Origin of the sequence: Xanthomonas sp. Leaf148 (assembly GCF_001423585.1) — a bacterium.
GTDB lineage: Bacteria > Pseudomonadota > Gammaproteobacteria > Xanthomonadales > Xanthomonadaceae > Xanthomonas.
Genome location: NZ_LMOP01000009.1, coordinates 1 through 13,873, shown reverse-complemented (window position 1 = coordinate 13,873; position 13,873 = coordinate 1). Strand labels below are relative to the sequence as shown.

Sequence of the window (13,873 nt, the reverse complement as noted above, 5' to 3'; positions counted from 1 at the left end):
AATTCCAATAAGCTATGTGGAATGGAGGAAAAACCTACCTTCATCCATCTCCCGAGGATCGTTATGCGCCCCTGGCACACATTGCGGTACACGACGATTTTCGTTGCATCTCTTCTATGCACGCCGCTTGCGTTGGCAACAAAACCAAGACCGATTGATTGCGAGAAGGCGCAGTCGATCAAACCTGGCTGGACAGCCAAACAGGTCACCAGGGCACTTGGGAAGCCTTACATCATTCAATTTTCGCGTGAGGCGATGGGATATGGATGGGTGAATGACGATGGCACTGACAAAATCGATGTGAAATTCGACCCCGCGAATCGAAAAATTGACTTACGTACCGTCACCGAAATTGAAGGAATTTGTGGCGGCAAGCAGATTGATGCCCACCTTTCCCCGACATCCATTCTTGCCAATATCGAAATACCCGGGGTTCCAAGACGGATCGAATTCGAAGGAACCATTTTTTATGTTGGCTACATTTCCGAATCGCGTGAAAACTCACTTCGTTATGTTGAATATATCCCACAGGGACAAAGCCTGAACAAGTGGAGCACCATGGTTGCCGTTTTCCATCACTTCGACGGCAGCACTCCAGAAGCCAATATGGAACGGGTACGTCAGACCGGAGAGCGCAGCGGAAATCCACATTTCAAGCAAATTCATGTCTCTCCCAGCAAGAACGAGACGGCAGCTGCTATCCCACAAATGCGCGACGACGCAGTGGAGTACCAAGTTGCACACTGGCAAACGGCGCCGGGAGGCACGCTCGCAAAAGTTTACTTCAGCCGAAGCTACAAGGATGACGCCGGCAAGGTCGACCGGGACACGTTTATCGCTAAAGAAGAAGCAAGAATCCCCGAGCATCTTGCTGCGCTGCGCGGACTGCCCTCCATCACGCCGCCAGAGACTGGACGCTCGGGAACACTGACCCTAACCGTCGACGGCACCGACAATGGCGAGGTCATTGTGCCCACGGCATCTACTGCCAACTAGGCAATCGATCAGGCGAGCACCAGTCGCCCAGCTTGCCGGCATCTGTTGAGTTTTTCGCAATTCAGGCGCGCCGGTCCGTAGATCCTAGCGCCCACCCGCCAGAATCGGCGAAAATAGTCATTGTCGATAGCGTCAGTCCAGCCCCGCACGACGCGCGATACCGCAACGTCGCGCTATTTTGGTCGCTGCCTGTTGCCTTTAGCTTCGATCTCCACTGCTACTTTTCGGATCTACCTTGAACACCACGACTCCCGCACCCCCGCCCACCGACGACCTGCCCCTGACCGACCGCCTGCGCGCCGCGCTGGATCTGCTGGAGGCGATCGAGGCCGACCGCAGCGTGCTCGACGCATTGCCCGAGGCCGACCGCGTGCGCCTGCACCAGGTGGTGGCCAAGGTCTATCACCCCGAGCCGAAGGCCCGCCGGCAGCTACTCAAGCAGCGCGAGCGCGAGCGGCATCAGGAGAAAGTGCGTAAGGCAGAGGCGCTGCTCGAACAGCGTGGTATCCGTGCGTTGCGGCGCAAGCCGGTGTTCAGTACACCGAACGTCTTCCCGCCGCACGCCGCTGGCCTGCACGACGCCCACAACGGCGAGAACGCATCCGAGACGCCGGAGCCGATGCATTCGCCCGAGCTGCGTCACTGCTATGTGTGCAAGCAGAAGTTCACCCAGCTGCATCACTTCTACGATCAGATGTGCCCGGCCTGTGCCGAACTCAATTTCTTCAAGCGCACCGAAACCGCCGATCTGCGCGGCCGCGTGGCGTTGCTCACCGGCGGGCGGGTCAAGATCGGATATCAGGCCGGCTTGAAGTTGTTGCGCGCCGGTGCCGAGCTCATCGTCACCACGCGTTTCCCGCGCGATTCGGCCGCGCGCTACGCGGAAGAACCGGATTTTGCGCAGTGGGGTCATCGCCTGCAGGTGTTCGGCCTGGATCTGCGTCACACGCCCAGTGTCGAGGCGTTCTGCAGCCAGTTGCTGGCCACACGCGAGCGGTTGGATTTCATCATCAACAACGCCTGCCAGACGGTGCGCCGCCCGCCGCAGTTCTACGCGCACATGATGGCCAACGAAACCGCCGCACTGGATGCACTGCCGGACACCATTCAAAAGCTCGTTGGCCATTACGAAGGCCTGCGCACGCCCGAGCTGTTGCGCGAAGCTTCGGCCACCGCGCTGCCGGCCGTGCACGGACGCGGCCTGGCCGATGCCGATGGCCTCACCCGCGCCGCCGAACTGTCGCAGGTAGCACTGCTGGACGACGAGCTGGTCGGGCAGGAGCACCTGTTCCCGGAAGGCCGTCTCGATCAGGATCTGCAGCAGGTCGATCTGCGCGGCCGCAACTCCTGGCGCCTGCTGATGGCCGAAGTGCCGTCGGTCGAGCTGCTGGAAACGCAACTGGTCAACGCCATCGCGCCCTTCATCATCAACGCGCGGCTCAAGCCGCTGATGCTGCGCACGCCCGAGCGCGACAAACACATCGTCAATGTCTCGGCGATGGAAGGGCAGTTCTATCGCAACTTCAAGACCACCCGTCACCCGCATACCAACATGGCCAAAGCCGCGTTGAACATGATGACGCGCACCTCGGCCGCCGATTATCAAAACGACGGCATCCACATGAACAGCGTGGACACTGGTTGGGTCACTGATGAAGATCCCGCCGACATCGCTGCGCTCAAGGTGCAGCAGGAACGCTTCCACCCGCCGCTGGACATCGTCGACGGCGCCGCCCGTATCGTCGACCCGATCATCCACGGCGCCAACACCGGCGAACACGTGTGGGGCCAGTTTTTGAAGGATTACGCGCCGACGGATTGGTGAGTGGTGATACTGGGCCACGCATCCAGGACAGATGCGCGGCCCATGCTCGCAATACGTATGCGCCGCACGTGGCAGTGATCAGCACGCAGGGTGACGTGGTGCATCAGCGCCGACGCGACGGCTCGCATCCCACGCCATCATGGTCGCGATCCAGATGTGGGCCATATCCTGGATCGCCACGCCGCACCGGTGCAGCACCAGCTGCGCGTGCTTCTGCGCAATTGCGGAAGACCGCCCCGGTCCATGGGGTCCACTGGGACCGATCAAGCGGCTCGGCCGCGGCCGTCGGTTTGCGTTCGCCACTGGCCGAGCGATGACAGTGGTATCCACCGTTCTTGCGATCGTTGTGGCAGCCCTGCTTGTTCAATCCACCCGGATGCGCGACAGCCGCAGGGGTTACCCAGGCAATTGCGGCGATACACATCGCCAGCACTAACGGGCGTGAGGGGATTCGATCAAGCATTCGTAAATTGCCACGGCCAATCGTGCAGCGCTTGTGCTGCACCTGTTTTAGAGTGGCTAACAAAACGTAGCGAGCAGTCGTCAGGTGGGTGTGGACGGCGCGCAGGAACCGGAGTGTACGAGTGGTACATGCCGATTCCGAGCACCGGCCGCGTCCGCCTGGCGGATGCACAGTCGTTTTATTAGCTGCTCTTATTTCTGCTGCGCCGATGTGATGCAATTTACTTGCAGTCTTTTGCAACCGGCGCAACATCAACCGGACTGACCTGACCGTTCGCATCCACACGATTGACGGCCAGCGTGCAAACCGAGCTCCGAAAATCCAGGTTCAAGGCCACCTCGTAATCTGCGCCAGGTTCCGGAACAAACGTAGAAGCAAGCAATGCGCCGCAGCTCCAGCCAATGTGATACCCAGGCGACTGACTCCAATGCGCTGGCGAGCTCGCACCCGCCTCCACAACGACCGGCTTACCAGGCTCGATCGTGTATTCCTTGTAGAACGGCTTGGAACCGATCATCTTCCGGTCGCGCAGATGACGCGTATTTTCTGTCTCCGGGATGCCGATCGACTCATTCTTCACCGAGCCCATCAACGACCCGAAAGCGCTTTTCAGCGAACCGGATGCGCGCACCTTCTCGCCATACTTGGCCGTGCACACCGCATCCTTGTACAGCACGATACCAACACCATTTTGACCAAACATCCGGATGCGCGCGCCGGTACCATCGGTGGGCGAGGACGCAGGCTCTGCGGCCATGGCGGGTACCGCAGACGCCAGAGACAAGAGCAGCAATCGAGTCAATTTGTTCAACGCATTCTCCACGATCGCAATCCAGCGACTTCATTGAGCTGGTAGTAGCGGCGCGACGTGACAGTTCTTGATAACAAACGACGCACTCATATGGAAAGTGCGCAACAGCGCACGAACAGGCATGCTGATCCGCGCCAAGCGTCAGGAGTTCCACCCTGCGACTCCAGCTCACCCGGTTGCCCGAACCGCTGGCATGATGACGCGTGGATGTTTACCGCTGATGCAAAGGACGCCCGGATGTCACAACACGCTATTGAGGATTGGGTCGAGCGCTGCATCCATTTGGTCGATCGCAGCACCTTGCGTAGCGCGCACAAGGCAGCGCTCATGCGTAGCCTGCTTCGGCTGCAGGCGCGCTACGACACCGGCCTGACTTGGTTCCGGCTGCACACCGAGTTACTGCGTCATGGCGTACTGGTGCGCACAGCGGCCGAGGAGATCGACGACGTGAACTTGCGCGCGCAGGCCTTGGCCGCCGAGGCGCCGGGTTGGCTCGAAGATGCACAGGGCGAGGTCTATCTGGAGTCGCAAGACCAGGCACGCGTGGTTTACCGCCAACCAGACATCGGCCAAACGCTGCCGCTGGCAACTGTGTTCGGTGATCTTTTGATGCTCGCAGATCAAGCCGATGACAGCGCGTTGTTCGCCGACTGCTACGGGCTGTTGGTCAACGGCTGGCTGGACGAGACCTTCGACGCTGCCGACGGCATCGCCTCCACCCTGGACGGCCTGCTCGCTTCCGACACGTTGCGCGCTATCCGTGCGCTGGCTGCCCACCGCGGGCTCAAGCCTCGGCGTGGCGCGCCCGAAGACCTGGCCCTGCCGCGACCGGACGACAACGCTGTACTCGGCGAGATCGATCGCGTGATCGGCCTGCGTTTTTTCCTGCAACCAAAGCGCACACCAACAGCGCTGCGCGCAGCGCGCGACAAGGCCCAGCGTCAGCAGGCACGTGTCCGCGGGTTGCTCCCGCTGCTAGTCGAACAACGCCTGGGCGCACCGCTGCAAACCGCTGGCTGGTCGCCCGTGCCAGTTGAACAGGAGCATCGCTGGCAATGGATCCGCGACCGTGGTGGCAGCCGTCAGTGTCTGTGGACCATCTATGAACCGGATCTGGGTGAGCTGATCGTCCAGGTGGGGATGCAGCATGCACGTCTGCTGGCCTGGCAGCAGCGTGCGGCGACCACGCAGCTGCACGATCTGCATTTTGTTGATACCGCAACAGCCTTCATGGGCAAGGAAATCCTGGACAGCGCGGACGTGGGCGCCTATGGCGGATGGGTGCTGAAACAGGCCCACAGCGACGCGGCGCTAAGCGCCGGACTGGACCGCCTGGCGGCTGCGCTGCCCCACCTGGATGCGCGGTATTTCGGCCTCATTGACGAACAACTAGATGACCCCTGGTTCCAGCAGTCCGCCGATACTTGGCTGCAACGGATGGAAGGCGACCAAAACGGTGTGGTTCCGCCTGAGGTGTTGTTCGCCAGCCCCGAGAGCGTGCTGCTGGCGTTCGCGTTCTACCACCTGGAGTGCGATGAACAGCCACGCGCGCAGGCAATGGTCGAACAGTTGCGCGCACGGCAAACCGAACGCAGCCAGCGAAGTGTCTGGTATCGCCTGGTGCTGGCGCCGTTTTTTCAGCAATGGGAACAAGGGCTGCGCAACCTGCCGATGCCACCGGTACTGCACCCGCCGCTGCTCGCTCACCTGTGCGCACAAGACAGCGCCTGATTGCAACGCTGCGGCACGTCTGCGGGTGCGCAGGCGAGTGAAACCATGCAGAGCGATCCATCCATCACCAACGTGAGCACATCGGCGCGGCGCATCAAGCACGGCGACGCATGCTGCCGCTTGGTCAGCTTACAAGCTCTGCAGCGCGCAGGCGTTTTGCACAGCGGATCAATACCGCAGCGCCTCCGCCGTGGGTGCAACCGGCGCAAACCGCGCATTGCTGAAGTCATGCAGCAGCCGAACCACCTGCTCGCCGTCCTCCGGATAGCGCCGAAAATCGCTTTTGCACAGCCGATACAGGCAGCCGCCACGCGCAAACACCAGGTCGCCGCCATCCCAATCGGCCCAGTCGGTGCCGGGCAAGTCCGCCAGCACGGCACCATCGCGATCCAGCACGCGGTGATCCAGCGCATACCACGCATCGTTCTGACGCCCCACGGCATGCAGCCGCGATTGCAGCCGACGCCCGCCACTGCCGTCCTTCTCCCACACGCGCGGGCGCGTGAAGCGGTAGAGCACCCCGCTCCGCAGGCCGCCCCGCTCCACCTCACCGGCGTCGATCACACGCCAACCATCGCGCTGCCGCAGCACGCTGTCGATCGGCTCGTCTTCGCCACCGCCAGACCATTGCCCGAATGGCCGCACCGCCATCGTGTGCTTCAGCTGAAAGCCTGTCGGTAGCGGAAACGGCTCGCGACCTTCCTGCGGGCGATGATTCAGCAGCAACGTCTGCTCATCTTCGAACGCACCGCCGCCGCCCCAGGCATCGCCCTTGGGCCAAAGCGCCAACGCCGTCAGAAACGGCGGGCGCGACAATGCCGTCCAGGTGCCGAAATAGCCTTTGTGCTTGGCCGCGAAATACACCAGCAACCGCCCCGACGGCGACAGATCGCAACGCCGCTCGTAGATGCGGCCCTTGAACCATTGCCCGTGCTCGAAGGTGTCGGTGGCGCGATCCCAGCGGATGAGCTGCACCTGCTTGGTGGGCCCACGCCGAAAGATCACGCCGGTGCGCGCTTCTCGCGCCAACAGCGCGTAGAGCCGTGTGCGCGAAGCCAGGCGATCCTGGTGGTGGGATGTCGGGTCCATGCGAGTACCTCCGTACTGCCTATCCTACGCAACCGTGCGACACCTGCGCCGCCCCTGCCCCACCCGCGGCCAGGGATCGCCCAGGGTTCGAGCGCAACGCAGCACCTGCAGCGGCCGCCTGGCCGACACCCCAACCCGCGCCCGCAGCTGATGCGGCAAAGCCTTGTCGCGCGTTTAGCATTGCTGCGTGCATCCTTGCTCGCAGACGCCTCGCCCCGTCGCCAGACGCAAGGAACCGCTTCTGATCACGCTCTCACGCCGCAAGCTTCTCGAGGCCGGCCTTATGGCCCTGGCCACCTCCACATTGCTCGGCGCCTGCACACCACAGGACACCGCCCTGCAGACACGTTGGACCCTGTGGCAGGCGAAATGGCGCTGGATGGAAGCCATCGCCCGCAAGCGCGACTGGCAGGTGACGCATCTGCAGATCGCCCCGCCTGCGACCGAACGTCAGCTGCTGTCGCTCGAACGCCGTCACCACCTGCCGATCCCGACACAGCTGCGTCGTGTGCTGCGCGAGCTGTCGGCAGAGGTGAGCTTCGGCTGGTACGTGCCCTCGCACCTGCGCGCGATGGAGCAGCAAGACCTGCCGTCCATGAGCTGCAACCGCGACGCGGTGTGGAGCCTGACCCACATCGACACGATGGCCCTGCCCGTGTTTCTGGACTGGAAGCAGGAGCTGGCCGATCGCGACCTGTCCGAAGCACCCAACAGCCCTGCACTGTGGGAACACCAGTTCGCCTTCTACACCCTCATCAATGGCGACTGGCTGACCATCGACACCACGCACCCGGATCCCACCAGGCAACCGGTGCGCTATTTTTCGCACGAGCTGGAAATGCTGCACGGCCTGGCGCTGGCCCCGGATTTCTTCAGCTTCATCACCCAGATGTCGGCGTTAGGCATGGCCGGCACCGAATGGGCCTCGTGGATGCGCTTCGGCAATGGCCAGAAAAACGACACCTTCTACCTGGATGCCGGCAACGAGGGCGCCAAGGCGTGGCTTGCCTGGCTGGAGCGCGACCCGGCACAGCCCGACAACGACACACCGCCAGTGCCGGTAGTGGAGCGCAGTGCGGCCGATCGCGCATTGCTGGACGCAGCACGCGCCAATTCGCTCGTCGGTATAGAGGCGGCATTGCTGGCAGGCGCCGTACCCGATTGCACGCCGGACAGCGACTGGCTGAGCGAGCACATCGCGTCCGATCAGGAATTTTCCACCGCCATCAACTACGCCACCCGGCACGACAACACGGCCATGATCGCGCGCCTACTCACGGCCGGCGCAACGCTCAACACACGGTTGCTACCGCTCAATACGGCGGTCAAACACAGCACGCTGACCACCGTGCGCTGGCTCATCGCCCACGGCGCACGCGTCAACGGCTGGACCAATCAGCGCTATTGGCCGCTGCATGATCTGGTGGTCACCCGCGGCCCGATCGCCGCAATGACCCGCGCCCAATACCGTCAGCACCTGGTCGACAGCATCAGCATCGGCAGCCTCGACTCGCTGGATGCCATGATCGCCCACGCCAAGGATGCACAGACCCGCGAGCGCTATCGCGCCGCCAAGCATGCCCTGCAGCAAGCCAGCAAGGAGGCGGTGAAAGAGGTCGACAGCAAGCTGCGAAACCACCTCAGCCTGCAGGACTATCTGGACATGCTGGAAGCACTGCTGGATGCCGGCGCCGATCCCAACGCACGCTGGGACAACGGCACCACCATGCTCGACTGGGGCGGCGTCGCCACCGCACGCGTGCTGCTGGCACACGGCGCCGATCCCAACGCGCGCGACATCCACGGCACCACTCCGCTGCACACAGCCAGCACTGGCGAGAAAGTGCGTGTGCTGGTTGCCGGCGGCGCCGACATCAACACGCAGGCCATCGCACAGAAGCCCGACGACTCGCTGCACTACACTCCGCTGCAATCGGCCCTGCTGTCCCACACGCTAGACGCCGATAGCCCCATCACCGCGCTGCTGGAACTGGGTGCGGACGCTACTCGCACCGCAGCCGATGGGCGTTCGTCGCTGGCCTACTGTTTCCAGCCAGACCTGGTCCGCCTGATCATGGCCAAGGGGCTGGACCCACTCGCCCTGCAACCGGGCCAGCAAACCCTGTTGCACAATCTCACCTCCCATCATTGGTTACCGCGCCATACGTTTCCAAAGGAAGTGGCCTTCCTCGACTTTCTGCTGAGCCTGGGCATCGACATCAACGCCCGCGATGCGCGGGGCCGCACCCTGCTGCACTACGCCGCCGAACAGGAAAGCAATGACGAGAGCGCGCCCAATTACGCGCTCGTGCTGGCCAGGGGTGCAGACAAGACCATCAAGGACAACGATGGCAAGCGCGCCGTTGACCTGTTTGCCGCTTCGCTGCAGACGGTGCGGGCGGCATTGCGGTGATGTGCATCAAGGGTGATGGCAATGTACATCGCTCGATAAACTCAGGGACGCCACAGCAGACGCATGGACAGGAAAAACAAGATCTCCCTTCTGACAATGACATGCCTTGCATCTACGGCATTTTCCACCGCCATTTGTCTCGCGCAGCCGCCTGACGGCGCGCCCGAACCCGCAGCGATCTTGGACCACCCCGCAGCAAGCCTCGCTCTTGTGCCCGGCGAATACATCACCGAAAAGGGATGGGGGCATCTGCGACTGACTAGGCACAAGCAATCGCTACGGTTTTCTTTGGAAAGCACTAACGGCCAAGCCATGTGCTTTCTAGAAGGCGTGATCGATGGAAGCCAAGGCATCGCCACAAGCGAGATGGGTCCCACAGATTGCAAAGTGCAGTTTGCGGGCAACGCCGAAGGTATCGACGTGACCACCACCACGCCGGTCGAATGCAAGTCTCTGTGCGGCTATAACGGCGGTTTCGAAGCCCCCTACCTGCGGGCCATAGCCTGCTGCAGCGGTAACTCCCTAGTGCGCACGCGCACGGCATTTCAGCAGTATTACGACCGCAAGGACTACAAGACAGCATTGGCCACCTTGTCCCCGGTACTGGCGCAATGTGCGCCGACACTGGAATGGGAAGAAGAGGGAGATATCCGCAATGATCTGGCAATCACCCAGTACAAAAACGCGCTCTATGCGCAGTGCCTGGAGACCTTGAATGCCTACGCGGAAGACGCGGCGACAGAAGACGAAGCGGTGATGGAGAACTGGCCACCGATCCTTGCGGACCGCTATCTGGCAATCGTGCGCGCAGCGCGAACCAATCTTGCCCTATGCAGGAAAGGGCTAGCCAGGGAAAAGAACTAAAGCATTAAATTCAACCGGCATTACTTCGAGCGCGGCTCAACGCTTCGCAATACCAAATTGCACATGGCGCAATCTCACGTCTGGCGCCCGCAGATCCGCAAATTCGACCACAGCTTATCCTCCCTGCGCTGCGTTCTGAAACTCGATAGGTGCTTGATAGCCCGGATACTTCTTCTTGATCAGGATGCGATCGGATGGCGTGACACAGCTATCTTCCAGGGAATTGGCCACATGGGCCTCGTCCACGAAGAAATCTTCATAAGGCAACGGCAGCACGGATGTCTCTCCGTCGCGATCGAACTTCAGCAACAGGCTGTCATCGCGTTCGAAGCACAGCGTCTTCCAAGGAAAATCGGTCAACTTGCCGGCTTCGACCACAGCCGAATCCTTGCCGGCCAGCAGCGTCACAACATGCTCGGAGAACTGTTTTTTTGAGATCGGCGGCTCGGTCATGGCGCATCCTGCAAAAGTGGCAACGACCACTGCGGCCGATGCCGAAACGTAAGAACGGAAGATAGCGAATGGCATACGGCGCTGCTCTTTCCTGCGGTAGAGCGATGTTTTACCAGAAGCGCAAGGCACGCGCATCCTGGCAGTGATCGCGACTCTTTACCCTAATAAAATTCAGACCCACCTACTTAGCAAGTCATTGAAATTCCGCTTAGAAAACTACATTAAATTTGAGTAGTCACCGATCTGATTACAGATCTCTGAGGGTGGATCATCCACCTTGACGACTCTTCGCAATCCTTTATCGGACTTTCTTTTAGGATCCACGACATGGTAGACAAGATAGAACTCTTGTCGACTTTCCCAGAGGCTAAACGTCGACATTTCGGAGAATCGAAAAACTCGTCCATTCGAATCAGTTGCCTCAAAGCTACATTCAGCATATGCACCGAATCCACAACTGGCATCCAGATGGCGCAGCCCCTTTCGCCCACCGAGATCAAAGCGATAAGACCGGCCGTTCTCGTCTTCGACAATCTGTGGCGTCACTCGCAGCGCCCGAGGTGCGCTTATGCGCTCCCAGTCCAGGACCTCTGAACACAGCGAGGGGCCGGACCGCTTATCCATACCAATTTGAGCGAACCTGTAAGTGCAACCGGTTGTAGCGAGCAACCAGAGCACGGCGTACGTCAGTGAATCTTTCACCAGCTTCTCATCCTCCGTCGCACTCAGTGAAAGCCGATACCGACGACATGAAATATCTCAGCGGGCTATTGATGGCCCCGTCTGGATAACAGATTGCTGCGGCTGCTCCAGCGCCTGCTGCTGTTCGCGCGCCTGGGCCTGAGTCTGGTTGATTGCCTGCAGGCGGTCGAACGATTGCGCCTCTAGCGCCTGCACGGCGTCCACCGTCGGCATATGTGCGCGCTGGTGTGCCGGGTCGTTGAGAGCACCCTGGACGATGAAGACCTTTTCGCCGCCGGCCAACTGCGGTGTCGGGTTATTGAGCACGACATGATCCACCCGCGACAGCCCTTGCTCTTTTGCCATCGCAAGCAGGCTGGCCGTCATGCGTTGGCTCGATGCATCCCACTGCCTGCCATGCTGGGCGTCTAGCTGCATCACGCCACCCTTGATCTGCTGATACAGCGCGTGGTCCGCATGGCCTGCTTTATCTTAAAGTTTGCTGATCGAAATATAGCTTAGGCGTGACTGATCTTCCGTCAGACCAAAAATGACTTTGGTGCCGTTAACTGTCATCTCCCAATAGGCTCTGGAATCTCGCGCATCTGGACGAGGTTGGTAAGGAATAGCGTCTACCCAGGGAGACTCAATAAAATTCGGGCCAGGTGACGAGAAATCGATAACCAACTTTCCGCGCGATGGATCATCTATTGCACTGATGAACTCAACACGCTGCACCTTTTCACCTGCCAGCACGCCTTGCTCGCTTACCCGAAGCTCTCTTTCTCCATCTAGGTGCCGTGGTCCAAATTGAGCTTGAAGCTGAGTACTGACGGCGGCGACATCCTGGAAGTCTGTTGCGATCAAACGATCGACGTCTTTTTTAAGGCGTTCCGTCACGTCTTTGCTCCTGGTTTCAGCGGAGGGCTTTGCAGCCGCTATGGCTAACTGATCGCGTGGAGTGCTCGGGGCACACCCCGCATGAAGGGTGCATAGTGCGAGCAGCGCAATCGGTAACAATGTTGTCCGAGGTGAGTCACTACGTGCATTGTTACCTTGCCTGCCAAGGGATTCCCCAAGGTGAAGGGCCATCTCTTTAGATCCTGGGCTAAGAGTGTCGCTGAAATCTAACACGGCAATGATTTTGGATCAGGCATCGGCAGCAATCAATTCAAGTAGTTCTGAGGCTGCAAGGTCAAATCGCCTGCCGCGGCATGCTTGCCGTTGGAATCATTCGCCAGCGCTGCGAGCGGCAAATGAATTTCCTGATCGCGTGGATCATAGATGCCTCCTGCATGCGGGTCGCTTAACGGTGCGAAGCCTTTCAACACCTTTTTCTGCACCGCCTCGTTGATCTGGCGGGTCAACTCGGGCGAATCGTTCAGAACCCGATTGAAGTTGTCCAGATGCTCACGCGTGACACCTGGTTGCTGACTAAATGATGCCACCACGGCACTTGCTTCTTGGCTCAACATGTCCGCTCCTTGGACTAGCGAATTTGAACCCATTCGACGCACTGATGAGTGGCGCGCTCTGGGGGTGCGTCAGCTTCACCACGCGGAAAGAGCTCTACGCGCATCCCTGGGCGCTGGAAGATCTCANACCCATTCGACGCACTGATGAGTGGCGCGCTCTGGGGGTGCGTCAGCTTCACCACGCGGAAAGAGCTCTACGCGCATCCCTGGGCGCTGGAAGATCTCACTCATCCATCGTCCATCCTCGACAACGTTGCGCTTCCGCGAAAACCCCATTTTCTCTAGGTGTGCCGCATACGTCTCGAAGTCGATCTGGCAGATATCCGACATAGAGGGAGACGCTTCTGGCGGGTTAGGCAGGAACAGGAACTCGAACCATGCCCCCTTCACTTCGGTTTTGTTGACACCAAACCCGTAGTTCCAGTCTCGGGTTAGCACTCCGCTAGCCCCGAACCGCCCGGAACCATCATCGCGATGCTGCACCGGCTGGCCCATTGCTCGAGACACATGGTCGGCAGTGAACGACTCAATGCTGGCGCTTGTGCGGATCAGCTCCAACACCCGTTCCAATGCTTCCTTCGCGGAACGCGGTCCACTTTTGGAAGGATCTGCAGGTACGTGATCGGCTGAGGAACTCATGGCAGATGTCTCCGTGACGGTTGCCGGGACTGGGGTGGCCGCCGTGTGGGCGCATGCGCCCAAAGCGAGGGTGGCGAGCAAGGCGTAAAGGGGGCGCGCGATCATGAAGCGTCCGTTGTGCGCTGGTGTGGCTGCGACGCTAGTGGCATCCGGCACCAAGGTCAATCGCAAGGGGTCTGGCAACCGCACCATCATCGCCGCACGCTTTGCGCCTTGGCGGGCACCTCCACTGGCGGCAACACCTCCATCAACAGCTGCCCCGCGCTGGCGGTGATGCGCAGCTTGGTGCCGATGGCAAAGCCCAGTTGTTCCAGCCATAGGCCACTGAGGCGCACATGGGGTACGTGCTGGTCGCCGCCGTGATTGTGGGCGCCGGGGTAATGGGTATAGCTGACGGTGCATTGGCGCGGGCGGCGGGCGCGGCGGGGTGCGC

12 protein-coding genes, 1 other RNA gene and 1 pseudogene are annotated in these 13,873 nt (G+C 60.6%); 5 read left to right on the top strand and 9 right to left on the bottom strand.

From position 1 onward, the window contains the following. Positions 1-63 precede the first annotated feature (63 nt). Together ASF90_RS12435 and ASF90_RS12430 are read left to right on the top strand one after the other, a co-directional pair. Complete coding sequence (locus ASF90_RS12435; RefSeq protein ID WP_153066532.1) at positions 64-996, top strand: hypothetical protein; 933 nt, start codon at positions 64-66, stop codon at positions 994-996. A gap of 235 nt (positions 997-1,231) precedes the next feature. Further along, entirely contained in the window at positions 1,232-2,821 is a 1,590-nt protein-coding gene (locus ASF90_RS12430; RefSeq protein WP_055850439.1) for an SDR family oxidoreductase, read from the top strand. A 103-nt stretch (positions 2,822-2,924) separates the two neighbouring features. Here ASF90_RS12430 and ASF90_RS24510 read toward each other — a convergent pair whose 3' ends face one another. The 3 genes from ASF90_RS24510 to ASF90_RS12425 form a co-directional block, all read right to left on the bottom strand. Next, complete coding sequence (locus ASF90_RS24510; RefSeq protein WP_115526966.1) at positions 2,925-3,245, bottom strand: excalibur calcium-binding domain-containing protein; 321 nt, start codon at positions 3,243-3,245, stop codon at positions 2,925-2,927. A 93-nt stretch (positions 3,246-3,338) separates the two neighbouring features. Next, positions 3,339-3,414: non-coding RNA, sX9 sRNA (locus ASF90_RS22270), on the bottom strand. A 90-nt stretch (positions 3,415-3,504) separates the two neighbouring features. Beyond that, positions 3,505-4,095: a hypothetical protein gene (locus ASF90_RS12425; protein WP_055851361.1), complete on the bottom strand. Its 591-nt coding sequence runs from the start codon at positions 4,093-4,095 to the stop codon at positions 3,505-3,507. A 327-nt stretch (positions 4,096-4,422) separates the two neighbouring features. On the opposite strand from ASF90_RS12425, the gene ASF90_RS12420 reads away from it, so the two are divergent. Next, entirely contained in the window at positions 4,423-5,826 is a 1,404-nt protein-coding gene (locus ASF90_RS12420) for a hypothetical protein (RefSeq protein WP_236699264.1), read from the top strand. 168 nt (positions 5,827-5,994) lie between these two features. Here the strand turns inward: ASF90_RS12420 and ASF90_RS12415 are convergent, their stop codons facing one another. Further along, positions 5,995-6,915 carry a hypothetical protein gene (locus tag ASF90_RS12415; protein ID WP_055850435.1) on the bottom strand — a complete coding sequence of 307 codons (921 nt, stop codon included), beginning with the start codon at positions 6,913-6,915 and terminating at the stop codon, positions 5,995-5,997. 283 nt (positions 6,916-7,198) lie between these two features. Here ASF90_RS12415 and ASF90_RS12410 point away from each other — a divergent pair, with 283 nt between their 5' ends. After that, on the top strand, positions 7,199-9,328 hold the full coding sequence (locus ASF90_RS12410; protein WP_055850432.1) for an ankyrin repeat domain-containing protein: 2,130 nt from the start codon (positions 7,199-7,201) through the stop codon (positions 9,326-9,328). A gap of 63 nt (positions 9,329-9,391) precedes the next feature. Then, the gene (locus ASF90_RS12405; protein WP_236699263.1) at positions 9,392-10,192 is read left to right on the top strand and encodes a hypothetical protein; all 801 of its coding nucleotides are present in this window, start codon (positions 9,392-9,394) and stop codon (positions 10,190-10,192) included. A 114-nt stretch (positions 10,193-10,306) separates the two neighbouring features. Here ASF90_RS12405 and ASF90_RS12400 read toward each other — a convergent pair whose 3' ends face one another. The 5 genes and pseudogenes from ASF90_RS12400 to ASF90_RS12380 form a co-directional block, all read right to left on the bottom strand. Then, positions 10,307-10,645, bottom strand: a complete 339-nt coding sequence (locus ASF90_RS12400) for a hypothetical protein (RefSeq protein WP_082473530.1) — start codon at positions 10,643-10,645, stop codon at positions 10,307-10,309. Positions 10,646-11,404: 759 nt separating this feature from the next. Next, a pseudogene (locus ASF90_RS12395) lies at positions 11,405-11,809 on the bottom strand (XVIPCD domain-containing protein); the annotation flags it as partial. A 9-nt stretch (positions 11,810-11,818) separates the two neighbouring features. Then, on the bottom strand, positions 11,819-12,226 hold the full coding sequence (locus ASF90_RS22260; RefSeq protein WP_082473529.1) for a hypothetical protein: 408 nt from the start codon (positions 12,224-12,226) through the stop codon (positions 11,819-11,821). 266 nt (positions 12,227-12,492) lie between these two features. After that, positions 12,493-12,801 (bottom strand): hypothetical protein, encoded by a 309-nt coding sequence (locus ASF90_RS12390; RefSeq protein WP_055850426.1) that lies wholly within the window; start codon positions 12,799-12,801, stop codon positions 12,493-12,495. 830 nt (positions 12,802-13,631) lie between these two features. Then, a partial coding sequence (locus tag ASF90_RS12380; protein ID WP_156364966.1) for a SymE family type I addiction module toxin occupies positions 13,632-13,873 on the bottom strand: 242 nt, incomplete at its 5' end.